This is a genomic window from Pseudomonas sp. W2Oct36 (assembly GCF_041060465.1).
Taxonomy (GTDB): domain Bacteria; phylum Pseudomonadota; class Gammaproteobacteria; order Pseudomonadales; family Pseudomonadaceae; genus Aquipseudomonas; species Aquipseudomonas graminis_B.
Map to the genome: position 1 here is coordinate 1 of NZ_JAUERW010000016.1, position 23773 is coordinate 23773.

The window sequence follows — 23773 nt, forward strand, 5'->3', positions numbered from 1 at the left end:
TTTTCTTCTCTGTATAAATGGAAAATGCCCCGAGTTGATCGGGGCATTTTTTTTGGTTAGCTGCTGAGTAGCTGGTTTTCACACGGTCTGTACAGGGAGCACGCGGTTTCATAGTAGGACCGGCTTCAGCCGGGAAGAGGCCAGTGCGTACGCCATCAATTTTGCAGTGCGACTGCCGACGCTTTCCCGGCTAAAGCCGGTCCCACGGAAAGCGCCGGCTTTAGCCGGGCAGCGTCTTCGATCACCGCCCGTACACGATCGGCATCGGCGGCGGTGACCGGGCTATACACGATCATCGACAGGTCCAGTCGTCCGTCCACCGCAAAATTGGAGTATTCCAGCTCAATGACTCCGTGGGGATCGTGGCGCAGGCGCTTGGTGCCTTCGCCCTGAAGCCTCACGTCGTTGTCCTGCCACAGCGCCGCAAACTCGGGGCTCAGGGTGCACAGTTCTTCAGCCAACTGGGTGACCTCGGAAGCAGCACCGGCGCGGGTCGCGTCCGCCCGAAACGCCGCGACGATGAAACGCGCGACAGCGTTCCAGTCTGCCTGCCGGGCCTGGGCGCGCGGGTTGCAGAACATCAGGCGCAAGATGTTCCGCTGCCCAACCGGCAGCAGGCTGTAGTCGGTGAAGACCGCCGCTGCTGCGGTGTTCCAAGCCAGCACGTCCCACGTCGCCGTCTTGATAAACGCGGGGCTGAACGCCAGGGTATCGAGGACGCGTTGCAGGCGCGGCGTCACCCCGTCAGGCGCGCTGTAGACCACTTCCGGCGGATGGCCGAAGGCGAGCATGAAAGCGTGCTCGCGCTCGGGTGCGGTCATCAACAGACTTTCGGCAATCCGGTTCAGCACTTGGGCCGAGGGTGCACCGCCCCGCCCCTGCTCCAGCCACGTGTACCAGGTCGCGCTGATATTGGCGCGCTGCGCGACTTCTTCCCGGCGCAAACCCGGTGTACGTCGTCGGCCGGAAAAACCGAAACTGGCCGGATCCAGACGCGCCCGGCAATCCTTCAGATACGTGCCCAACAAATGAACAGACGGGTTGGCCATGATGATCCTGTTAGTTCGTATACCCTGATAACGTCACGTCTTTTAAGCGGATAAACGTTACGCGCATCCTGCCGGCTTCAGCAAAAGGAGTTTTCAGCAATGCGCGTATTTCTTACCGGCTCCACAGGTTTTATCGGTTCCCGGGTTGCTCGGGAATTACTCACCGCAGGTCATCAGGTGATGGGGATGACGCGTTCCCAGGCCGGCGCCGACGCACTGCGGGCCATCGGTGCCGAACCCTGTCGCGGCACCCTTGAAGACCTCGCCAGCCTCAGACGGGGCGCTGATCTGTGCGACGCGGTCATTCACACCGCGTTCGATCACGACTTCGCCCACTTCATTGACAACTGCCAGAAAGACGCCTGTGCCATTGCCGCGCTGGGCGAGGCGCTGAACGGCTCGCAACGCCCGCTGCTGATCACTTCGGCGACGCCGATGGGCTCGTCGGCACCGGGCGCGCCTGCCGATGAGGATCATTTCAATCCCGAGCATCCCAACCCCCGGGCCGCCTCGGAACTGGCCGCAGAGGCGCTGTTACAACGCGGCCTCAACGTCGTGGTGATGCGCCTGTCGCAAATCCACGACACGGCCAAACAGGGCCTGGCCACCGAACTCATCAGACACGCGCGGCAGACAGGCGTCTCGGCTTACGTCGATGAAGGTCTGAATCACTGGTCCGCCGCGCACATTTCAGACACTGCCCAGCTGTATCGTCTCGCGCTGGAAAAATACCAGCCCGGCGCTCGCTATCATGCAACCGCCGAAAGCCACATCCCATTCCGCCTCATTGCCCAAACCCTGGGCGAAGGCCTTGGCCTGCCCGTTGCGTCGGTGCCGGCGGACGAGGCGATGGCAAGGTTCGGCTGGCTGTCGAGCTTTGTCGGGCGAGACATGGCGAGCCATAGCAACAAAACCCGCGAACGGTTGGACTGGGTGCCGACCGGGCCGGGGCTGATCGAGGATCTCAAAGGGTGTTTTCAGCAGCGGTGAATGATTCGTGGAGACAGAGCTGCCGCGTCTAACGAAAGGACCGTGCGCGCAACGGGCCTACAACGCGTCAGAACCCCAGGAGAAGCGATAAGCGCGAACAGGCGCCGGCGGCTGGCAGCGACCATCATCCGCGTCGAGCCCGACGATCAACCACTCGGCCCGCGACGTTGATCCCAACTGGCGAGCCTTGCCCGCTACAAAACAGCGCTCAACCTCGGCGGCGGGCACCAGGGCAAAGGCGGATGGATGGGTGCGCAGCCAGAGCGCCGCGTGCTCGACGGCGGATTGATCGGCAAACCCGAAATGCACCACCGGCTGGCGCGCGAACAGCCAATGCCCTTCCCGCCAGCCGACCAACACCAGCTCGGCGCCGTCAGTCAGCCGGGCCGCTTCCACCATAAGGGCCTTATGAGGATTGGGTCCGTCGGTAAACGGCTCCACGAAGCCACGGCCGAACCACAGGCAAAACCAGGTCACCACCGCCACGCCAAACACGGCGCGGGCTTTCGGGCGATCGCCAAACCAGCGTCGCAGCAGCCACGGAATCAGCGGCGCGGCGGCCAGCACCAGGCCGGGTAACGCCGGGAAGATGTAGATTTTGCGCTTGCCGGTGCTCAGGCAGAAAAACAGCACCACCAGGACCACCCAGCCCAGCAAGAGTAGTATCCGCGCGTCGTGCTTTTGCAGTTGGCGACGCCAGGCGGGCACCAGCCACGGCAACGCCAGCACCAACGGCAGCCAGTACTGCGGGATGACGGTCAGGAAATACCAGAACGGTTCGCGGTGATCCCACGCCGACGCGTAGCGGCCACCGGTCTGGTGAAACAGGATCTCCTTCAGGTACGCCACTTCGTCAGCGCCACCCTTGAGCCAGACCGTGGCAAGCAGCGGGACAACCCAGACCGCACACCCGGCCAGCACCAGCAGAAAACCGGTCGCCCAGCGAAGCCCCTGCCCCGGCATGACGGCCACACCCGGCCATCGCTTGCGCACGGCGTAGCCGTAGGGGACCAGCATCAGCGCCGGCAGAAAACCGACCCCCTTGCTGATGATCCCCAGGCCCATCGCCAGACACCCCAGGTAGAACCAGCCCCACGCCGGCCCCAGCAGAAGGTGCCGAACCATGCCGTAGAAGCCCAGCGCGACCCACAGGCACAGGAAGCTGTCGATCTGGCCGGTGCGCAGGATGCTGTAGGTCTGGTAAGTCGCCAGAAACAGTAGCGCGGCAATGCGCCCCACCCTGCGGCACCAGAGGCGCCGGCCCAAGTCGTACAACACCGCCGTGGCGGTGGCCGCCGAGAGCAGGCCCGGGATGAAGGGTGCCAGCGACGGCGAACCGGTCAGCCAGGTGAAGAACGCCACCGTCCACATGAACAACGGCGGCTTGTCGCCATAGATTTCGCCGGCCCGATGGGGAATCAGCCAACTGCCGCTGTGCAGCATTTCCAGTGCGACGCCCAGAAAACGTTCTTCGTCGACATTCAGTGGCTGCCTGATGCCAAAGCCGGCGCCGACCAGCAGCAGCGACAGCACCACGAGTGCCAGGCATTGCCACGCGGGAGAATGAACACGGCCCACCGGCTATTCCTTCAGATCTTTGTGTTTGGCAATCAGCTGCAGGTTGCGCAGGTAAACCACGAAGCCAAATGACTGGCCGATGATGAACACCGGGTCTTCCCGGTAGATGGCGTAGATCAGCAGCAATGCGCTGCCAAGCATGCTCAGGTACCAGAAGCCCACCGGAATCACGCTGCGTTTCTTGATTTCGCTGTACAGCCACTGCAAGACGAAACGGCCGGTGAAGACCGCCTGGCCGAGAAAGCCCACCGTGAGCCAAAGCGCTTCGCGGGTGAAATTCATCCGTTCATCTCCTCGGGCCGGGTATTGAGTCGCGTGCGGCGCACCAGCCACCAGACGCCGAACAGGTCGAGGATGCCGACCAGCGCCCGGTCCAGATTGCCGTAGTTGGAAACGCCGGCCTGTCGGTGCCGGTGGTGAACCGGATGAACGATCATTCGGCCATGATGGCGCTGGATCAACGCGGGGATGAAGCGGTGCATGTGATCGAAATAAGGCAGTCGCAGAAACGCCTCTCGATGGATCAGCTTCAGCCCGCAGCCTGTGTCCGGCGTGGCGTCCTTGAGCAGCCGGCTGCGCAAGGCATTGGCGAAACGGGACGCCCAGCGCTTGCTCGCAGTGTCTCGCCGGTTGACGCGGTGCCCGGCCACCAAGGTCAGTGGCTCAAGTGGGTTCTGGTCATTGCCCTGCCCTGCATCGCGCACCAGCGCCAGCATGCCGGGCAAATCGGCAGGGTCGTTCTGGCCGTCGCCGTCCAGCGTTGCCAGCCACTCACCGCGGGCGGCGTGGGCGGCATGCCAGATCGACGTGCTCTGCCCGAGGGAAACATCGTGGTGCAGGATCCGAAGGGGTTCGAAGCCTTCGGCCTTGATCTGCTGCAGCACACGCAGCGTGTCGTCGGTGCTGCCGTCGTCGACCACCCACACCTCATAGCGCTCCCCGGCCAGCGCGGCGCGTACTTCATTGAGCAATGAAGGCAGGTTCTGCGCCTCATTTTTTGCCGGGATCAACACCGACACGAACACCGACTCACTCATCACGCCCACCGCGTCGCTTGTTTTGATTGTCTGGCCGGTTGTGCCTGTCTGGCCGGTTGGCCCTGTTTGCCGGGGTAGAAATCGCAATACCAGCGCACGAATTCGGCGACGCCCTGCTCCACCCCGACCTGGGGGCTGAAGTCGATCCATTTCGCCAGGCCGGACACATCGGCCCAGGTCTGCAACACGTCGCCCGGCTGAAGCGGTAGATAGTTGCGCTTGGCCTGAATCCCCAGCGCCGACTCCAGGCAGTGAATGAAGTCCAGAAGCTTCACCGGCGCGCCTCGCCCGATGTTGAACAGCTGACACGGCGCGACACCGTCAACGAGCGGCGGCGGTCTGGGCAGCAGCCGGCTCATCGACTCCGTGATGTCGTCGATGTAGGTGAAATCCCGCGCCATCTCGCCGTCGTTATAAATATCGATGGGGTCGCCATTGAGGACGGCCTGGGTGAATTTGAACAGCGCCATGTCCGGCCGCCCCCAAGGGCCGTAGGCGGTAAAAAACCGCAGGCCTGTCGCCGGAATCCGGTACAGATGGGAATAGCTGTAGGCCATGAGCTCGTTGGCGCGCTTGGTCGCGGCATACAGGGAAACGGGCTGCTCAACCGCGTCTCCCACCGCGAACGGCATCTTGGTGTTGGCGCCGTACACCGAGCTGCTCGACGCATAAACGAGGTGCTTTACCGGGTAGGCCCGGCAGGCTTCAAGGACATTGAGAAACCCGACCAGGTTGGCATCGGCGTACACGGCCGGGTTGTCGATGGAATAGCGAACCCCCGCCTGCGCCGCAAGATGAATCACCTCGCTGAAGCCGTACGCGCTGAAAAGGCCACGCAATGCGCCTTGGTCGATGATGTCGATTTGCTGAAAGTGAAAGCCTGGGAGGTGTTCAAGCTGTGCGAGCCGGGCACGCTTGAGGTCAACGCTGTAGTAATCGTTGAGGTTGTCGATGCCCACCACGTGAACGCCCTGGCGGCACAGTTTTCTGGCCATGTGAAAGCCGATAAAACCAGCCACCCCTGTGATCAGAACCGTCATTGCGCTATCGCCCAGCGGCGGCACCGAGCCTGGGTGAGTGCTGCGTATCCTGCGCATGAGACCGTGACATTCATTTCATGAGTCCTTTTTACAGAGCCAGCCCACCACCCGTGATCACCGGGATGGCTGTCTGACGCTGTCGGATGCTTGATCAAGCGACATGAAACTGTGTCACAGCAATATTTAAGCAATGTGAATGGGGTGAGCGGCACATCGCGTGATGCGATCGAGACGTTGACCGAGCGAAGCCCAGAGCCGTTGGGCCACCGGCTCTAGCGCAGCCCTGACGGTTTTTGTCGCCGACAGGCAGCCTCGATCGCATTTATTGACGCCCACACGGTCAACTCGAGAGCGTTATTCCCATCAAGTTCCATGTCAAAAGGACAATGTCATGGCTTCAACCGACCGCAAGCCCACCATCGATTACACCGTAAGAACCGGCCCGGGGACCGTGCAGGTGGACCCCTCCACGGGGGGCGATCAAACCTGGAGCGTCATTCTCCAGCCTGACGGCAAGATCATCGTCGGCGGCGAAAGCTTCCAGACCGCCATTGGTTATCCGGGCTCGCCCGGCGATGAAAGCTACGGCACGCGAGGCAGCTTCACGTCGGTGCGCCTCAACAGCGACGGCAGCCTGGACAACAGTTTCGGCCAGGACGGGATTGCCCTCGTGCCCGCCAGCCTGGATCCGGAAGACGAGGCTTACTACGTGATGGCGGTCCAGGCCGACGGCAAAGTCCTGTCGGCGCAGCCCGGGCCTGGCGGTTTGAAAGTCGAACGCTTCAACGTGGATGGCACTCCGGACACCACGTTCGGCAAAGGCGGCGCCGCAGCACTTGATGTACCGATCAGCACCGATGGAATGGCGATTTACGCCACAGCCGACGGTTCGGTGTACGTCAGCGCTCGCGGCAGCTCGCAAGCAGTGGTGTTCAAGCTGGACAGCAGCGGGGCTCCAGCGGAGGATTTCGGTACCGAAGGCGCGCTTATCCTCAACCCTGCCGGACGTTACGGCACCGGCAATATCGCCACTGTTGTGCAGCCCGACGGCAGCGTATTGCTCGGCAGTTGGCTGTACGTGGGCTCCGACGGACCCCACGACCCGGGCGATCCGGTTTATGCCGTTCAGCGACTTGCAGCCGACGGCAACCTGGATAACGCGTTTGGCGTGGACGGCGTGGTGTACTTCGATACCGCGCTGGGGCTGGACTACCGTTCTGCGATAACCGTGCAAGCCGATGGCAAGATCATCATTGCCGGCGAGAGCAATGACAACACCGCCTTCAACGTACTGCGGCTGAATGCCGATGGTTCCTTCGACACTTCCTTTAGCGACGATGGCAAACTCACGATTCGGGTGCCTCAAGGCGAGAAGAACTATGCCCACTCTGTGGTTGTTCAGCCCGATGGCAAAATCCTGATCGCAGGCGACGTCATCACTCGACTGAACGCCGATGGCAGCCTGGACACCACCTTCGGCAGCCAGGACGGTCAATTCCATGTGGATGGCTCCAGCGAGGCCAATCACCTGCTTGGCAACGACACGGCCGAGATCATCCGCGGTCTGGGCGGTGACGATCTGCTGCAAGGCGGGGGTGGCCGTGACGTGCTGGCAGGCGGGACCGGCGCAGACGTTTTCCGCTTCAGCCAGATCAGCGACAGCTACCGTACCGCTACGGAAACCGGCAGTGACCGGATTCTGGACTTCGACGCTTCCCAGGACCGCGTAGACCTGATTGCATTGGGCTTCACCGGCATTGGCGACGGTCACAATGGCACGCTGGCCATCCAGGCCAACGCTGAGGGCACCCGCACCTACCTGAAAAGTTTCGATGCCAACGCTGACGGGCAGCGCTTTGAACTGGCGTTCGAAGGCAACCTGACAGGGCAATTGAACAGCACCAATCTGGTGTTCACCGCCCCCACCGTCGAAGGAACGGCTGGAAGGGACGTGATCACGGGGAGCGCCATGTCGGAGGTCATCTACGGCCTGGCCGGTAACGACCGCATCGATGGTGGCAGAGGCTCGGATGTGATTATCGGTGGCGCGGGTGCCGACCTGTTGAGCGGCGGCGACGACCCGAACCTTTCGGTCTACGGCCGCAACGGCATCAATGACGCTGACGTGTTCCGTTACACGGCAGCCACTGACAGCTACCGCACCGACACCCAGAGCTTCGTGGACCTGATTGACCGGTTCGCCAACAACAACGACAAAATCGACGTGTCGGCATTGGGCTACACGGGTTTCGGAGACGGCACCGGGACGACGCTGAAGATGGTCTATAACCACGATCTGGACCGCACCTACCTGAAGGATGTGGAAGCGGACGCTCAGGGCCATCGGTTCGAAATCGCCCTCACCGGCGACTGGACCCAGGACCTGGGCAATACTGAAATGATCTTTGCGCAGGCCGAGGAAGTGACCCTGGTGGGCATGACCAGCGAGGTTGCCCTCGGCTGACAGGCTGGGTGCATCGAGGGGAACGGCTGATGCGCGTTCCCCTCTTTCAACGCTTAGAGCCGGTGACCTGCATCGACCAACTCGTTATAGGACCTCAAGATCCGCATCGGTGCCGCCTTGGCTGACTCGTCCAACAGCGCGCCGTAGGCGTCGATCGCTTTCGAGGCCTCGACGAGTTGCACAGCAGACAGCGCGTCGTTTTCTTTCCCCAGTTCGGCATCAACAGGCCTCCGCCCTTGCGGTAGCACGGGGCACAGCGCATGATGCCGGACTACATTTTCCAGCACCGGTTTATCGATGGCCCACCATCCCGCCCCCTTTCCTTTCAACGAGGAAGAGCGCGTCCTCTCGCTCGAACACCTGGACGTGCTGGACAGTGCCAACGAGAAGGCATTCGACGACATCGTTCTATTGGCGACCACTTTGTGCGACGCGCCCATTGCGCTGGTGTCGCTGGTCGATCGGGATCGTCAGTGGTTCAAAGCCTGCATCGGCCTTGAGGTGCAGGAAACCCACCGGGATCTGGCGTTCTGCGGCCACGCGATCCTGGACCCCGCGCAGGTGCTGGTCGTCGAAGATGCGGCCGTTGACCCTCGCTTCGCTTCCAGCCCGCTGGTGCTCGGTCCTCCCTATATTCGTTTCTACGCCGGTGCGCCCATTGTCACGGACAGCGGCGCGGCGCTGGGCACTGTCTGCGTGATCGACACACAACCCCGGCAACTGAGCGAACGCCATTCCCTTGCCTTGCAGGCACTGGCCCGGCAGGCCGCTGCCTTGCTCGAGGCCCGCTGGCTGGGCACGCAACGGGCGAAGCAACTGACGCAACTTCAGGACCAATTCAAACACGCCGAGCAGAACCAGAACGAAGTCACCCCGCTGCTGGATAACGCGAGGGGCATTTCATCTCTGGGAATGCTGACGGCGAGCATCGCCCATGACTTCAATAATTTGCTGCAGAGCGTGAGCGCTGCGTTCCAATTGATCCGCCTGCGCTCCCGACGGCCAGTGGACGTGGAGCGCTTCGCCGAGACCGGACTGCAAGCCGTTGAGCAAGGTCGGCAGTTGATCGGCTATTTGATGACCAGCGTGCGCGGTGACGGGCCTGAACTGATCTGCATCGATGTGACCGCTCGCCTTCACGGTGCGCAGTCGCTGATGCGTCACTCGATGAGCGAAACCATCGACCTCACGTTCGATCTCGCCGAATGGGGCTGGGGCGTTCTCTGTCTGGAAGCTCAACTCCATGCGGTCGTCATGAACCTGCTGGCCAATGCACGTGATGCCCTGAAGGGTAGCGGTCAGGTGCATCTGTCCACGCGCTGGGTGCATGTGGAGGATGATTTATCGCTGCAACAGGGCGACTACCTGGTCGTGAGCGTACGGGACAACGGTCCCGGCATGGCCCCTGAAATAGCAGGCCGCGTGTTCGAGCCTCTTTTCACGACCAAGGCGACCGGCCAGGGCACGGGGCTGGGGTTGGCGCAGGCAAAGGATTTTGCGATCAAGTCGGGCGGTGACGCGCGCATCGAAACGGCTCCGGGAGCGGGTACAACGGTGAGTCTGTATCTGAGAATCCTGGGCTGTATTGCGACGTCGGAAGCGGTTCAAGCCGTCTGATGATTCGCTGAACTGAACGTCACGCGTCGACATTTCTTTCACATTCACGCGGTATAGTGGCGGCCCTTGTTGGGGAGTAGCCTGCTCTGGACTCATTGTCACAGAGCGTTCGTGTCAACATTCTCGGCGGCCTGCCGTGGCACGAACACCTTCGGGTTGGCGAGACCAACGATGCATCCATGCCTAAAGTCGGGCGTGTGGTTGCGTCGTTGACTCACAGCCCGACTGGAACATAACCGTGAACCCGATTTCCCTCATCCTTCTTGCTTTGGCCATGTCCACGGACGCTTTCGCAGCGGCCATCGGTAAAGGCGCGAGCCTGCACAAGCCTCGTTTGATAGAAGCGCTGCGCACCGGCATTATCTTCGGTGTGATTGAAGGCATTACGCCCTTGATCGGCTGGCTGATCGGCCAGGCGGCCACGTCCTATGTCGAGAACTGGGATCACTGGATTGCCTTCACGCTTCTGCTGATACTCGGCGTGCACATGATCTACAACGGCCTCAAGCACGAAGAAGCCGAAGAAGAAAAGCCCAACCAGCACTCCTTCCTGATATTGGCCGTGACGGCCTTCGCCACCAGCATCGATGCGCTGGCCGTAGGCGTGGGTCTGGCGTTCGTCAACGTGAATATCCTGGTGGCCGCCGCCGCCATCGGTGTCGCGACAACGGTCATGGTCACCCTCGGCGTGATGCTGGGCCGCGTGCTGGGCACGGTGGTAGGCAAACGCGCTGAAATCATCGGCGGCATTGTGCTGATGCTGGTCGGCGCGACGATTCTTTACGAGCATTTGTCGGCGGCGTAAACGACGATATGAGCGCACATGAACCGTGCGCTTCAGCCGTCAAGCCAATGGTTCAATATCCCACGCCGCGCACCCCGCCGGATGCCCTGATGGATTCGCCGGTGACCCAATGGGAATCGCCGGAAGCCAGAAACACGGCCAGAGGGGCAATGTCCTCTGGCTCTCCAAAACGTCCCAATGGCGTGCCCGCCAGTATTTTCTCTCCCAGCTCGCCCGCAAAGTGGCCGGCCGTTGCGGGTGTGTTGGTGTGGCCCGGCAGGATCGAATTGACCCGGATGCCCCGCGGCCCCAGTTCCCTGGCCAGGGCGAAGCTCAAGGTGTCGACCGCGCCCTTGGTGGCCGAGTAGACACTGGAGGCCAGGTAGGGGTCGGTGCTCAGGATCGAGCTGATGTTGATGATGCTTGCCCCAGGCGCCATCAGCTTGACTGCTTCTCGCACCGCAAGCAGGTAGCCGAGGACGTTCAGGTTGAATTGTGTGTGGAAGGCTTCCTCGGTGAGGTCGTCAATCATCTGGAACACCGCCACCCCTGCGTTATTGACCAGCACGTCCAGCATCCCGTACTGCTCGCGAACCGTGTCGAAGAGGCGCGTGACGTCAGCCCCCTGACTCATGTCCGCTTGCACGGCGACGGCGGAGCCGCCCTGGGCGGTGATGTGAGTGACCACCCCCTCGGCGTCGGCCCTGCTGGAGGCATAGTTGATAATGACCGTTGCGCCCTGGGCGGCCAGCGCCTTGGCGATTCCGGCGCCGATACCTTTCGAGGCACCCGTGACTACCGCGATTTTTCCGTTGAGTTTCATACCGTGACCTTTTGAAATGAGGTGTTGTTGAGCGTCGTTACTGTCCGTGGTGAGCACCGGTCGTGAGCACCGGACCTGGAACGAGCCGCGTGCCCCCAGTATTCGGCCAACCACCGGGCTAGCGTTTGCCGGTTGTTAGCACATCCTTGCCTGATCTTCTCAAATGGCTTGCCAGGCACCGCGGTGTAGCCCACGGTGGGGTATGGAAAATCCAATCGCAGAACTGCGCCGCATCGTGATGAGCGCCCAAAACACCTGGACGGACACCGGTCTGCCCCGCGTTGCAATGGTCTGCGCCGAGGCCTGCGCAGATCAGGTCTACCAGCCGATGCTGCATCTGGTACTCCAGGGCACAAAAAGCCTGTCGATAGGCGATGAGGTTTTTCGCTACACCGCAGGCCATTATTTTCTGGTGCCGGTCGACGTGCCCGCCACGGGCCAGATTCACGCCGCAGCGGCCGATCAACCCTATCTGGCGGTCAGCCTGACCCTTGATCTGGATGTGATTGCGACGCTGCTGATGGAGGTGAACACGGCACCAGGGGCAGCACAAAGCGCGTGCTTTCAGGCCGTGTGCACGTCGGATGAGATGCTGGACGCTTGGGTGCGGATGATGCGGCTGGTCGATCGTCCCCATGACGCTGGAGTCCTCGCCCCGATGATCGAACGCGAGATTTTGTATCGTGCCTTGCAGGGGCCACTGGGCGGCATCCTTCGTGACATGGCGCGCCCGGATGGCCGGATGACACAGATCCGCCGTGTGACGCAGTGGATTCGCGAGCATTACACCGAGCCTTTCCGCGTCGAGCCCCTCGCACTGATGTCCGAGATGAGCGTTGCTGCCTTTTATCGGCATTTCAAGTCGGTCACAGCCATGACACCCATTCAGTATCAAAAACGCCTGCGCCTGTTACGCGCCCGGTGGTTGCTGCTGTTCGATTCGCTGGACGCCACGTCCATCGCTTACAAGGTCGGCTACGAAAGCGCTTCGCAATTCAATCGCGAATACGCCCGGCTGTTCGGCCTGCCTCCCCTGCGGGACGCCGCGCGGTTCAAGTCGCCCCTCGCCCCAAGCGGCGAGACCACCGCCCCACCGGCAGCCCCCTGACCGGAACTACCTGGCTGGCAGGTCGGTGATGACCGTGCCCGCGATGCTCAGCGCAAACCCGCCGCCGAACACCTGCGACGGGGCTGTGAACCCCCGCCGCCGCTCACCGCCCAACAGACGGCGGGCAGCTTCAACCGCAGCGAGTGGTGTGTAGGTGTAGCCGTTCACGGTTTCGATGACCGACCGCGCGATCGAGCCATCTGCCCCGGTGATCTCAACCGCCGCGCGAGCCCTATGGGCATCACGCGCCGCAGCGTCGGGGCCATCGGGAAGCAGTGAGAGGTCGCCCTCTGGAAACGCTTCGCCCGAGAGGTGGACATACATCCTGATGTCGGGAATGGCGGTTGCATGCCACGCGGTCACGAGATCCCCGAACGAGAGCGGCACACAGAGCAGCGGTCCCTGGCCGAAATCAAACTGACGCGGCGGGGCATCAGGTGTCGCGACAAGTTCACCCGCCACCCTGGCGAGCACACCGGCGCCGATGATTTCGCTGACGCTCTTGGCCGAGCCCCGAGACATCGACCCCGGCACTTGCAGCGCGATGCGCAGCGAACGCGGTTGATCAACGCGCCTGGCGACATGCAGTGCCAGCGCGTCGGTAGGCACCACGTCCCAGCCCACGCCCGGCAGCAACATGACGCCCTGTGCAAAGGCTTCAGCGCCCAATCGTTCGGCCAATCGGTACACGTTGATTTCGGCGGTGATGTCCAGATAGTCAACGCCGGCGTGGATGCAGGCGCGCATCAAAGGCTCGGCGGTGTGCGCAAACGGACCGGCAAAGTTGAGCAGCACAGAGATCCCCGACAACGAAGCGGCAGCATTCCCGTCGGCATCGAACACCCGATAGGGCACTTGCAGCTGCGCAGACAGTGCTTCGAGACGCTGACGATTGCGCCCGGCGATTTCGAACACCAGCCCCTGGGCTTTGGCGCGTTCTGCTGCCATGCGCCCGGTGTAGCCCGTGGCGCCGTAGATCAGCAGCGGGCTCATTGGGCGTGCTGCCATTTTTTGCAGACGAATTCCAGGCTGTAGCCGTCCGGGTCCAGCACATTGGCGGCGTAGTAATCAGGGTCGTAGTGCAAGCGTGCGCCGGGCGCGCCATTGTCCACGGCTCCGTGATCCATGGCGGCGGCGTAAGCGGCATCCACTTCGGCCTTGCTGTTGGCGACGAAGCCGACATGGACAGCACGTCCTTCGACTACTCCCTCGCGCAGCCAGAAAAACACCCGACCGTTGGCGCCGAAGCCTTTCAGGTCAGGATGTCCCGGCGGACCGTCCTTGCCGTCGTAGTCCAGCCGTGCCGTGACGCCCAGAGGTGCGAGCACCTGCTCATAGAAGCGGACGGCACGTGGGACGTCGCTCACTGACAGAAAAATATGATCCAGCATTCTCGAAATCCTCCCGTGGTCAGATGTTGTAGCCGCCGGCGACTTCAAGGGTCTGGGCATTGATCCAGCCGCTTTCGTCGGACAGCAACATGGCAATCACTCGGCCGACGTCTTCCGGTTCGCCCACTCTGCCGAGCGCGGTCTGCGCCGCCAGCATCGCTTCGAACGCATCGTTGAGGCCGCCGCCCAGCTCTGTGCGGATGGCGCCCGGTGATACCGCATTGGCGCGTATTCGCCGGTCGGCAAATTCTTTGGCCATGTAGCGGGTCAGCACTTCAAGGCCACCCTTGAACGCGGCGTAGGGAGCAACGCCGGCCGTGGCCACTCGTGTCGTGGCGCTGGTGAGATTGACGATGCTGGCGTTGTCCGCGAGTAACGGCAGCAGCGCCTGAGTCAGAAAAAACGGGCCTTTGAGGTGCACGTTGAACAGACCGTTGAACTGCGCTTCGCTGACCGTTGCCAAGGGGTTGAACAGGCCATAGCCGGCGTTGTTGACCAGGCCACTCAACGTGGCGGTCGCCCAGGTTTCGCGAAGTGCCGTGACCACGGATTCGCGAAACGCCTCGAAGCTGCCGACGTCGGACACGTCGAGTTTCAGCGCAACGGCCTTCCCACCGGCCTGTGCAATGCGCTCGACGACCAAAGCCGCCGCCTGAGGGTTGGCGTTGTACGTCAGGATGACACCCATACCCCGTTTCGCCGCGTGTTCGGCCGCACTGGCACCGATCCCGCGGCTGCCGCCTGTGATAACGATAACGCCCATGTCGTGTTCCTCTGTGATTCAAACGTGGCTCCACAGTACTCATCACAGAGACCGAGGACGTGTCCGTTCCTGCTCGGAACCTGCCCGTTTCTGCTTTTCCCTTGCGCGGCATGACGCTCAGCCCTCAACATGCTGCCCATGGAAAAACAACTGAATGAACTCCGATTGCTTGCTGCCGGTGCTGAAAACCGTCGCACCGAAACGGGCATCCCCCGGGTAGCCATGGTGCAGGGCAAAATCCCCGAGCACCTGCTCGCGGCGGTGTATGACCCGATGATCAACGTGATTCTGCAGGGCAGCAAAAGCATGACCGTGGGGGACCTGACCCTCAGCTACGACCCGGCGACCTACTTCGTCATGTCCATCGATCTGCCTGCGGTGGGTTCGGTGCACCCGGCGCCTGCAGGCGAGCCTTATCTGGCAGTCAGCCTGACGCTGGACCCGGCGGTGCTGGCGACGCTGTTCGCCGACCTGCCCAAACCTGCCAGCCGCGCTGAACAGGATTCGGGGTTTTCCGTCGCATTGATGACAGATGAACTGATGGATGCCTGGGTGCGAATGCTGCGACTGATGGGCGACCCCGAAGCGATCGCCGCCCTCGCCCCGGTCTATGAACGGGAAATTATTTTCCGCGTGCTCCAGGGCCCCCTTGGCTGGATGTTGCGCGAAATCGCCGCGCCGGACAGCGCCATGGCCCGGGTCAACATGGCGATCCAGTGGATCCGTCGTGACTTCGCTCAACCCCTGGGCGTGGAGCGCCTGGCCGAGCGCGCTTCGATGAGCGTCTCGGCGTTCCATCGGCATTTCAAGGCGGTCACTCACCTGAGCCCTTTGCAGTACCAGAAGCGGGTTCGCCTGTTGCAGGCCAGAACGCTGATGGTTGCCCATGCCAGGAGCGTCATGGCAGCCGCGTTCGAGGTCGGCTACGAGAGCGCCACCCAGTTCAGTCGTGATTACGCCCGGGTGTTCGGGCTCCCTCCCGCCCGGGATGCCGGCAGGATTCTCAGGGCTACGGGGGTGGTCGCGCGGTCCTAGGAGTAAGACGGGATGTATCAAGTTAAGAAAAAATCAGGATAATTGGTCGAACTGAAGATTTTCTGGGTGCACTGAAGAAAAACTGCATGGGATCGTCGTGAATCAAGGAATTGCGCTATGAATTTAGTTGGCTACGCCAAGCTGCAAGAATCGTTGCGCCTTTCGGCTTTCCCTTTAAACCGACCCGCGAAGATTCAGCCAGTCACAAGGATCAAGCGCATCAGTGAAACGCTGACGGTGCCACCGGGCAGTGCGCCTGAGCCAGATGATCTGCTGGGGCATTTGCTGTTCGCGCTCAAGCACGAAGGAATCAATCTCACCATTTTGGCCCAGGCACTGCCGCAAATTCCCGCGGCTAGAGTGGAGGCGGAGTTAGTAAAGACCCCCAACGGTATTTACCTGCGCAAAGCCTGTTTTCTTCGCGAAGCCTTCACCGGGGAAGAGCTGATTCAGCATTCACCCGTGAGAGGTGCATTCGTACCGCTGTTCGATCCTGATTTGTATGTGACGATGCCTGGAGAGCGCAATTCCCGCTGGCGGGTAGAGTTCAACGGGATTGGGACAATCGCCTACTGCGCGACTGTTGAGCGTACGCCGGAGATCGTCGCACTGCTGGACTACGATATCCTCGCACGCGCTCAGCACTTCATGCGGAGCCTCCCGACAGGAATGATGGATCGCGCGATCAACTGGGCTTACCTTCACGAGACGCAGGATTCATTTGCGATTGAGAAAGAGTCGCCTAGCGAGGATAAGGCGCGCAAATTTATCCAACTGCTCCGGCAGGCTCATGAGGGTATTCCACTGGACGAGGACTATCTGGTCCATCTCCAGAATGCAACGATATCCAACCCTTTTGACATGGCGGGCGCGTTTCGGCATGAGCAGAACCATCTGGCGAATGGGCTACAGGGCGCAGCAGGGGTCACCTATGTTCCGCCAGGCCCAGATCTCTGTCGTGAGTTGATGGAGGAGCTAATGGCCTTGGGCAACGACGCGCCCGCGCGGATCGACCCCCTCATCGCGGCTGGAATCATCTCGTTCGGTTTCGTCTTTCTTCATCCGTTCATGGACGGCAATGGTCGCCTCTCCCGTTTTTTGATCCACCACACTCTGTGCCGCGCCGGCGCGCTGGAAAATGGTTTGCTGCTGCCGGTATCTGTGGCCATGAAACGCGAGGAGCGCCTGTATCTGGAGACGTTGCAGTCGTTCTCTCGCCCGGCGCGTGATTTCTGGGATGTCCGGTGGATTGATCAGGGTCAGTACTCGTTCGAATTCACGGGTGATCCCTCGATCTATCGCTTCTGGGATGCCACTTCAGCGGTACGGTTCACTCTGGAAATGGCGAAGCGTGCGTTAGAAGTGGAACTTCGGGAAGAGACAATCTTTCTTGAAAACTATGACAGGGTCGTGCGGACGGTAAATGAGGTCTACGACGTGCGCGGCAGCGACTTGGCCAACCTCGTGATGATGTGCCTGACGAATAACGGGAAGGTTTCCAACAACCGTCGCAAGCAGTACCAATACTCGGTCCAGCCTGAGGTGTTCGACTACATTGAGCAGGTCACACAAATGCTGCTTGATCAGCAGGCGCAGCAACGGCCACAAGATGAAAACGACCAGTAAATGAAAGGGGATTATCGGTGTGCGCTGCTCACCCGGTATTGAGATAACCGCTCGCGGACACAAGGACCACAGCCACATGAACTGCCATATCCGCAAGGCAACGGATAATGACGCCACCGCGATCAGCCGCGTCATCGTGGCCGCCCTGCGCGAGTCCAATCGCCAGGATTATTCCGCCGCCGTGATCGCCCAGGTGACGCTGAGTTTTTCGCCGCCGGCGATCCTGCGCTTGCTGGTGCAGCGGCAGGTGTACGTGGCGACCCTCGACGAAGAAGTTATTGCCACGGCGAGCCTCGATCAAGCCACGGTTCGCAGCGTGTTCGTCGCCCCGACACACCAGGGCCAGGGCGCCGGGCGCGCCTTGATGGCGGCCGTTGAATCAGCCGCCATCTCCAACGGCGTCAGTCAGTTGCGCGTGCCCTCCTCCATCACGGCTGAGGGCTTCTACCAGTCCCTGGGCTACTCGACCGTTCGGGATGAATACCACGGCGAGGAACGGACGATCATCATGGAGAAGTCACTGACGTCTCTGGCCTAGTCAGCGACACCACACCCGCCCTTCGGGGCTGACCACCCAGGGCGAGCGGTCCGCAATAATCTGCACACCGCCGACCCACCGCTCTGCTGGCTCAAGATCAAGCCAGTTCACTTCCCCGCGCAGGACGCGCTCACCCAGCGCGGTCAGTCCGACCAGCCGTTTGGGCCATTCGCTGCCCGCTTGTTCGTGCAGCAGCGGTTGCGGTGCGTCGATGAGAGCCCTGAGCAGTGCGTTGAACATCATGTCGCCCAGATACGGCAGCGGCTCATAGGTCATCATCAAATGACCGAAGACCTTGCCGGCGGGCATCTCGCCTTTCTCCGCGAGAATGCGCAGGGTCAGCCGCTGGGTCAGGCTCAAGCCATCCTCTGCGCCGGGCAGCTCCTGCAGTTGTCTTGCCAGCGCGGGACCGAGCAGCGGCAGCGCGCAATGGTGCTGTGCCGCAAGCTCGGCCCAGCGAGTCGGGTCCGCGGCGGTGTAGGCGGCCCATACCTGCCGGGCCAGTGCCAGCGCGTCTTCACCGATGGCGCGCCGCTGGGGCCAGAGCCAGGCGAGCACGTCCGGGTCCAGTTGCCCGATACCAATGAATCGCTCGACGCCGGGCACGCGGTTGATCTCGATCAGCTCCAGCCTGCGCGGCATGCTGGGCAAACTCGCCAGCAGCCGAACCAGAAACAGCTGATCGTAGGCATCGGCTTCGCACCACAGGACCAGTTCACTGTCGGCATTCAGGCGTGCCAAAGCCCCACGCTGAGTCGCCTGCCGTTGCTGAGCATCACGGGCCGACAAGCCGAAGGCCTGCTGGGCAAAGACTGCCCTCACCGCCCAATAGTCGTCGTCAGGCAGCGCGGGAACCGGTCCCATGACCATCGGGTCGTCGAACATCTGGAACGCACCTGCGAAGCCGGCAACGCGCAGGCTGCGCTCGATGTCGTTGCCGCAGCGCCAGTGCTGAACCTGTGCTTCACCCGTCGCCGCAAAATCCGGATGGCGGGCGGCAAATCCGACGGCATCGGCATGGGCGATCAATTTGGGCCAACTGGCGAACCCTGCCTCCCGGGCCACCAGCCATTGGGTGTCGGCGAGCCGATAGGCCGGGCCCGGCAGGCCCATCGCGCGCAATTGCGCCCGGGCGTCATCCGCTTCGTGGGTGTTCAGGGCTTTGAGAAGACGTTTTGCGTGCTTACGCAGCGCAGGTACATCGAGCAGACCGTGTTGACGGGACGCATGTGTGGCAGGCATGCCAACTCCTTTGGGGCTCGGTCCGCCGACAAGCCGGGAGCTGGAATGAATGAGTGTGCAACGCTTGCCTTGGGAGACCCCTTCGCGCGTACCGCAGGCGCAGCAGACGCCCGGAGGCCGACTTTAGCCGGAAGGCCGGCAGGATGCAAAGGTGGGGGCGGAAATGGAGGCGGGAGTTGTATGGGACCACGCCGTGAGTATGACCTCACGGCGCGGGCCTACCTCGATCCACTCCCCGTGCCAGCGCGCAGGGGCAAGACGGGCCTGCCGTTACGTCACACGAGGGCAATCTCCGGATGATCCTGAGCCACGCCTACCAGCTCCACCGACACGGCATCCGCTGGGGTTGATGTACTGGCCAGCGACGTCGGGGCGTCGGCAAATACCATGGATTTTGAAGGAAGAGCGGCCTTGAAATCACCGTCCAGAATCAGTTCGAAGCGATGCCCTTGCACGTCGGCGTCCAGGTCTTTCAGGTAGACCCGGGTATGCTCGGCGTTGGTGGTGAACTTCAGGGTGCCGTCGTGGCCGTCGCCAAATCCGGTGAAGCCCAAGCCCGAGACATCGATGATGTCATGGGCGGCATCGAAGTCGCCGATGCGGTCTGCATGGCTGGCAGTCGCCGTTCTGTAGCTGTCGGACACCGAGGCAAACCGGAACAGGTCCGAGCCTGCGCCGCCAAACAGCACGTCGGCATCGGCGCCGCCGATCAGGGTGTCGTTGCCGCTGCCGCCCAGCAACCGGTCATGGCCAGCGCCGCCCCAGAGCAGGTCCGCGCCGGATCCGCCACTCAGGGTGTCTGCCCCGTCCTTGCCGTTGATCGAGTCGGCCTTCGCGGTTCCGACGATGGCATCGCCGCCATTGCCGCCGTCGATGGCATTCAGCACGGGGTTGGTCCCGACGTGGTCACCCGCGCCCTGCAGCGATACGGTGTCCTGCAGGTGCGCGAAGGTGTTGCCGTACACCGAGTTGCTGCCGGACTGCCCGCTCTCCTCTGCCACCCCGAAGGTGCTTTTGTCGCCGCCGGTAATGATGTTGCCCGCGAAGGTGTTGTGGTCAGACGGATGAAGCTTCCCGGAGACGCCGCCGCGGTCGTCGAACGGCTGGATCAGCACCTCAGGAATGCCGGCTTTCTGTGCGTTCTCGTGAATCAGATTGCCGCGAACCTCAACGTCCGTGCTGCCGTAGACACGCACGCCGGAGGTACCGTTGTGGTGAATGTCCACGCCGCTGATATCAACGCCGTTGGACAGTTTCACCAACACGCCTTCAGCCGCATTGCCGTACACCTCGCCACCTTCGATGGTGATGTGATACGGCGAGGGGATGTTTTCGCTGCCGCGCTGGACGACGATGCCGCCCCCGCCATTGTCGTGGGAGACGTTGTTCAGCAGCGCCAGATCGTGGGTGGTGGTGACGATGTTGAAACCGTGACGGTCATTGTCGTAGGCCAGGTTGTTGCGAAACGTGCTGTCGATCAGGTAGTCGGCGACGAACCCGTCCAGCCCGTTGCCGTGGGACACGCTGTTTTCGATAAGCATGTTCGCCGTGCGCTCGTGGGGGTCGAAGCCGTAGCCCGAGCAATCGCGGATCTCGACGCCGGACAGCGTGACATTGGAGTCCTGACCCGGCTGGCCCGGCAGAAAGCCGTTGTACCAGCCATCCACCTTGCCGCTGGTGGCATCGCGGTTGCCGTCGAGGGTGAGGTTGCTGACGCCGAAATCGTGGGTTGCCTCGCCGCTCGCCGAGCGGATGATGCCGGTGACAGCCTGGTCGGTGCCATCGGCCAGCTTGAGCACCGTGACGCCCATGCCCTCGCCCTTGATGAACACATTGCTTTTTAGCATCAGCGCGCCGTCGGCAGGCTTTCCGCCCGGGGTCAGGGTCCAGGTGCCGGCAGGAATATACACATCGCCGCCGCCGCCTTTCGCCGCCGCATCGATGGCGGCTTGAATGGCCGCGGTGTCGGACGTATGCCCATCACCGACTGCGCCAAAATCCCGGACATTGAATTGCAGTGTCATAACATGCTCCGTTTCGAATGAAGAGACGGGAGCAGTATGGGCATGCTGTGTGAAAGCTGGGTCATCTGACGGGATAGGTGACGGGCGGTGGGGAATCCCGTCCTCAGTCTTTCCCCGTTCAGCGCAGGTATCGGATCGAAGTCTGCGCGACTAAAGCAGATCCCCGGGTCGCGTGCGTTTCGTAGGACCGGCTTTAGCCGGGAAGGCGTCAGGCTTCACACCGCGACATTTGCAGTAGTCAAACCGGCCTCTTCCCGGCTAAAGCCGGTCCTACTATTCAAAATCCCGGTGTATCCGAATTTCGCTCCAACCTGGCCTCATCTACCCAGCCTTCGATTCCTCTTCCTGCTCAAACCGCTGCTGCAGCAAATGCCGCGCGGCGCCGGCGTTGACGTAGTTCCCGATCAGTTCGGCCAGCTCGGGGAGCTTGAGCTTTTTGTCATCGCGGCAGAATTTGCTCATCGGCAACATCAGCCACCGTTTCTTCTTGTTCAGCGCCACATCCGGTGCGAAGAACGACCGGGAGGTCAGCTCCGGCAGGGGTGCGTTGTCTTCGAGCAGGATCGTCAGCATGACGACATTCCCCACCTGCAGGTTGAAGTCGGCGATGTCGCGAATCGGCAGCGGCGCCTTGAGGTTGGCGAACACGAAGTGATCCGGCGTCAGCAGCAGCGCGGTTTTATGCGCACGTCTGAACAGGCGCACGCCAAAGGGCAACATGCACAGCATGATGAACAGAGCGATGCCGGCACCGACGAAAAATGGCTGCGGATCACGTCCCGCAGCACCTGGAAACAGCACCGGTGCCAGTAGCAGGATCAGCCCCGCCACGGCCAGCAGGCCACTGAACCCGATCAGGATCTGCCCCCGCAAGCGCGCCCCTTCGTGCAGCGCAACGTCCCCGGTCACATTGCCGGCGTGGGTGCGCAATGTCTCGACGAGGACGGCGTCCTGCTGGACGTGATGGCTCAGATAATCGTCCGTCAGGCGAGCGCGCAACACGTCGGGCTGGGCGAAGTAGCGATCCATCGCCGCACAGGCTTGCGTTGCATCCAGCGGCCGCGTGCCACTGCGCACGGCATCGTCGATCGACACCTTGAGAGACGCCACGCGCTCGCCATTCGAAGGATGGGTGTCTGACGGATGCGGCAGCTGCGTGGCCATTTCCTCTTCCGGCAAGGTCAGGGGCAAGGCCGCGATTTCGCGCAGAACCGTGGTCGGCAGATCACTGACCGGCACGTGCTCGGACGTCGGCCGGGTTGCCTGGGTGATGTGGGCGACCAGGCGCTCTTGCAGCATCGGATCGATGGCGGAAATGCGCACCAGCGCCGACGCGGCCGCCAGATTGCCCGCCAGCTGCGCACCGGCGGCGTCGGCTTCCAGCTCACGCACACGGCTCCAGTGCATCACCGCGTGGTCGAAACTTTCCATGAAGTAGGCGCCCAGCATGAACGCCGGGTGCAGGGTCGCGCGCTGCAGCCATTCACTGTCGACCAGGGTCTGCCCGATCACCACCAGGCTGCGCTCGATGCCGTGGTAGATCGGCACGAAACGCATACTGAACTCGGTATCCGCGCCTGCAAAATGCCCCAGCTCGTGGCCGATGACCGCGGTGGTTTCGGCTTCATCCAGGATGCCGAGATAGGCCAGCGGCACATGCAGGGTGCGGCCCGTCAAGGTGGTGTTGGCCGGCGCGAGGGCGATGTCGCCGGAGGTGACGTAAAAGCCGGCGGCCATGCCCAGCACGATGTGATCGGGCGGCAGTGCGCCCAGTTTCAGGGCCAGATCCTTCACGTAAGCCCAGAGCACCGGCGCCTGCTCGACGGTGACCGTCTCGCCCATCACCTCCATCGGCGTGGGCTGGAACATGTTGAGCATGACGCGCAGTTGCGTGCCCATCTGCCAGATGGAATACAGACAGCCTGCGACGAGGACCATGCCGAAGAACATGAACTTCATTTCGCCGGCCGACAGCCGCCCGGCGTGCCACGCGCCCAGCGCCTCGAATGCGACGATGGCGGCAATCGCTGCCCCCATCACCACCACGTGCCCGACCAGAACGTAGGGCAGCAGTTTGATCACACGGGTGAAGCTGTGCAGCAGTTGCTCCCGCGAATGCATGGCGCGCCGGCCTGCCCAGTTAAGGGCGAGCAAGCCGAGCCCGCCCACCAGAGCCGCCAGCAAACCGAGGGTAATGGTGCCCTTTGCCACCCACGCCATGACATTGGTCAACGGCAGCAAGGTGTCCAGCTCGTCCTGCATCTCAGTGACGCGGGACAGCGCCATTTTCACTTCCATTTTCTCGCCGTCGCCCACATCGACCATAACGGGTCGCGAGCCGCTGTTGTCGGCGATGGCCTGGAGCTCTGGACGAAATTCGGCAAGGTCGGCCTGGTAGGCCGCGTATTCGGCGTGGTCGTCGCTGCTGCGTTGCAGCTCCCAGACCCCAACCAGATTCAACCCAAGGGGAAATAAAACCAGTACGGCAATCAGCTTCAGCTTTTTGATGTCCATCGGACGGCCCTCTTCTGCGCCGCCGAGTGCCCTCCCTGGCGCGCGCCTTCTTCCTTGAGCAACGTTCAGATGACCGTTGCGTGCGTGTCAAAAGCGACGCCTTCGACGCTGTGGCTCAACGCGGTGAGCCACGCAGCCATCGGCGTCTGG

General features: G+C 62.1%; 21 protein-coding genes. 8 read left to right on the forward strand and 13 right to left on the reverse strand.

The annotated features are described in order from the left end of the window. Window positions 1–155: 155 nt before the first annotated feature. Window positions 156–1049: a helix-turn-helix transcriptional regulator gene (locus QWI18_RS19105; RefSeq protein ID WP_369319564.1), complete on the reverse strand. Its 894-nt coding sequence runs from the start codon at window positions 1047–1049 to the stop codon at window positions 156–158. A 99-nt stretch (window positions 1050–1148) separates the two neighbouring features. On the opposite strand from QWI18_RS19105, the gene QWI18_RS19110 reads away from it, so the two are divergent. After that, on the forward strand, window positions 1149–2039 hold the full coding sequence (locus QWI18_RS19110; protein ID WP_369319565.1) for an SDR family oxidoreductase: 891 nt from the start codon (window positions 1149–1151) through the stop codon (window positions 2037–2039). A gap of 57 nt (window positions 2040–2096) precedes the next feature. On the opposite strand, the gene QWI18_RS19115 is transcribed toward QWI18_RS19110, so the two are convergent. The 4 genes from QWI18_RS19115 to QWI18_RS19130 are packed head-to-tail and all read right to left on the reverse strand — an operon-like array spanning window position 2097 to window position 5694. After that, window positions 2097–3617, reverse strand: a complete 1521-nt coding sequence (locus QWI18_RS19115) for an ArnT family glycosyltransferase (protein WP_369319566.1) — start codon at window positions 3615–3617, stop codon at window positions 2097–2099. A 3-nt stretch (window positions 3618–3620) separates the two neighbouring features. Continuing rightward, window positions 3621–3899 (reverse strand): lipid-A-disaccharide synthase N-terminal domain-containing protein, encoded by a 279-nt coding sequence (locus QWI18_RS19120; protein ID WP_065988912.1) that lies wholly within the window; start codon window positions 3897–3899, stop codon window positions 3621–3623. Beyond that, window positions 3896–4654 (reverse strand): glycosyltransferase family 2 protein, encoded by a 759-nt coding sequence (locus QWI18_RS19125; RefSeq protein ID WP_296315278.1) that lies wholly within the window; start codon window positions 4652–4654, stop codon window positions 3896–3898. Before QWI18_RS19125 ends, QWI18_RS19120 begins: the two co-directional genes overlap by 4 nt. Beyond that, window positions 4654–5694: an NAD-dependent epimerase/dehydratase family protein gene (locus tag QWI18_RS19130; protein ID WP_192130365.1), complete on the reverse strand. Its 1041-nt coding sequence runs from the start codon at window positions 5692–5694 to the stop codon at window positions 4654–4656. The genes QWI18_RS19125 and QWI18_RS19130 overlap by 1 nt, the downstream gene beginning before the upstream one ends. Before the next feature lie 391 nt (window positions 5695–6085). Between QWI18_RS19130 and QWI18_RS19135 the strand changes: the two genes are divergently transcribed. Next, window positions 6086–8158: a calcium-binding protein gene (locus QWI18_RS19135; RefSeq protein WP_369319567.1), complete on the forward strand. Its 2073-nt coding sequence runs from the start codon at window positions 6086–6088 to the stop codon at window positions 8156–8158. A 53-nt stretch (window positions 8159–8211) separates the two neighbouring features. Here the strand turns inward: QWI18_RS19135 and QWI18_RS19140 are convergent, their stop codons facing one another. Continuing rightward, window positions 8212–8445 carry a hypothetical protein gene (locus tag QWI18_RS19140; RefSeq protein WP_192130363.1) on the reverse strand — a complete coding sequence of 78 codons (234 nt, stop codon included), beginning with the start codon at window positions 8443–8445 and terminating at the stop codon, window positions 8212–8214. A gap of 10 nt (window positions 8446–8455) precedes the next feature. Here QWI18_RS19140 and QWI18_RS19145 point away from each other — a divergent pair, with 10 nt between their 5' ends. Then, window positions 8456–9775, forward strand: a complete 1320-nt coding sequence (locus tag QWI18_RS19145; protein WP_296312208.1) for an ATP-binding protein — start codon at window positions 8456–8458, stop codon at window positions 9773–9775. A gap of 238 nt (window positions 9776–10013) precedes the next feature. Beyond that, entirely contained in the window at window positions 10014–10580 is a 567-nt protein-coding gene (gene mntP / locus QWI18_RS19150; protein WP_369319568.1) for a manganese efflux pump MntP, read from the forward strand. A gap of 52 nt (window positions 10581–10632) precedes the next feature. On the opposite strand, the gene QWI18_RS19155 is transcribed toward mntP, so the two are convergent. Then, window positions 10633–11382, reverse strand: a complete 750-nt coding sequence (locus QWI18_RS19155) for a glucose 1-dehydrogenase (protein WP_369319569.1) — start codon at window positions 11380–11382, stop codon at window positions 10633–10635. A 202-nt stretch (window positions 11383–11584) separates the two neighbouring features. On the opposite strand from QWI18_RS19155, the gene QWI18_RS19160 reads away from it, so the two are divergent. Next, window positions 11585–12490, forward strand: a complete 906-nt coding sequence (locus tag QWI18_RS19160) for an AraC family transcriptional regulator (RefSeq protein WP_192130360.1) — start codon at window positions 11585–11587, stop codon at window positions 12488–12490. Window positions 12491–12496: 6 nt separating this feature from the next. On the opposite strand, the gene QWI18_RS19165 is transcribed toward QWI18_RS19160, so the two are convergent. Genes QWI18_RS19165 through QWI18_RS19175 form a run of 3 tightly spaced genes read right to left on the reverse strand, consistent with a single transcriptional unit; the run spans window position 12497 to window position 14644 of the window. Then, window positions 12497–13483 (reverse strand): trans-acting enoyl reductase family protein, encoded by a 987-nt coding sequence (locus QWI18_RS19165; RefSeq protein ID WP_369319570.1) that lies wholly within the window; start codon window positions 13481–13483, stop codon window positions 12497–12499. Further along, window positions 13480–13881: a VOC family protein gene (locus QWI18_RS19170; RefSeq protein ID WP_192130358.1), complete on the reverse strand. Its 402-nt coding sequence runs from the start codon at window positions 13879–13881 to the stop codon at window positions 13480–13482. Before QWI18_RS19170 ends, QWI18_RS19165 begins: the two co-directional genes overlap by 4 nt. A 19-nt stretch (window positions 13882–13900) precedes the next feature. Continuing rightward, window positions 13901–14644, reverse strand: coding sequence for an SDR family NAD(P)-dependent oxidoreductase (locus tag QWI18_RS19175; RefSeq protein WP_369319571.1), 744 nt, complete (start codon window positions 14642–14644; stop codon window positions 13901–13903). Between the two features lie 138 nt (window positions 14645–14782). Here QWI18_RS19175 and QWI18_RS19180 point away from each other — a divergent pair, with 138 nt between their 5' ends. The 3 genes from QWI18_RS19180 (at window position 14783) to QWI18_RS19190 (ending at window position 17843) form a co-directional block, all read left to right on the forward strand. After that, window positions 14783–15679 (forward strand): AraC family transcriptional regulator, encoded by an 897-nt coding sequence (locus QWI18_RS19180; protein ID WP_192130356.1) that lies wholly within the window; start codon window positions 14783–14785, stop codon window positions 15677–15679. Between the two features lie 117 nt (window positions 15680–15796). Further along, entirely contained in the window at window positions 15797–17305 is a 1509-nt protein-coding gene (locus QWI18_RS19185; protein WP_369319572.1) for a Fic family protein, read from the forward strand. 76 nt (window positions 17306–17381) lie between these two features. After that, a complete protein-coding gene (locus tag QWI18_RS19190; RefSeq protein ID WP_369319573.1) occupies window positions 17382–17843 on the forward strand; it encodes a GNAT family N-acetyltransferase in 462 nt (153 codons plus the stop codon). Here QWI18_RS19190 and QWI18_RS19195 read toward each other — a convergent pair whose 3' ends face one another. The 3 genes from QWI18_RS19195 to QWI18_RS19205 all read right to left on the reverse strand — a co-directional run bounded on the left by QWI18_RS19195 (window position 17844) and on the right by QWI18_RS19205 (window position 23617). After that, entirely contained in the window at window positions 17844–19085 is a 1242-nt protein-coding gene (locus QWI18_RS19195; protein WP_369319574.1) for a DUF1835 domain-containing protein, read from the reverse strand. It abuts the gene before it with no gap. A gap of 275 nt (window positions 19086–19360) precedes the next feature. Continuing rightward, a complete protein-coding gene (locus QWI18_RS19200) occupies window positions 19361–21109 on the reverse strand; it encodes a right-handed parallel beta-helix repeat-containing protein (RefSeq protein WP_369319575.1) in 1749 nt (582 codons plus the stop codon). A 321-nt stretch (window positions 21110–21430) separates the two neighbouring features. After that, on the reverse strand, window positions 21431–23617 hold the full coding sequence (locus QWI18_RS19205) for a M48 family metalloprotease (RefSeq protein WP_369319642.1): 2187 nt from the start codon (window positions 23615–23617) through the stop codon (window positions 21431–21433). Window positions 23618–23773: the final 156 nt, after the last annotated feature.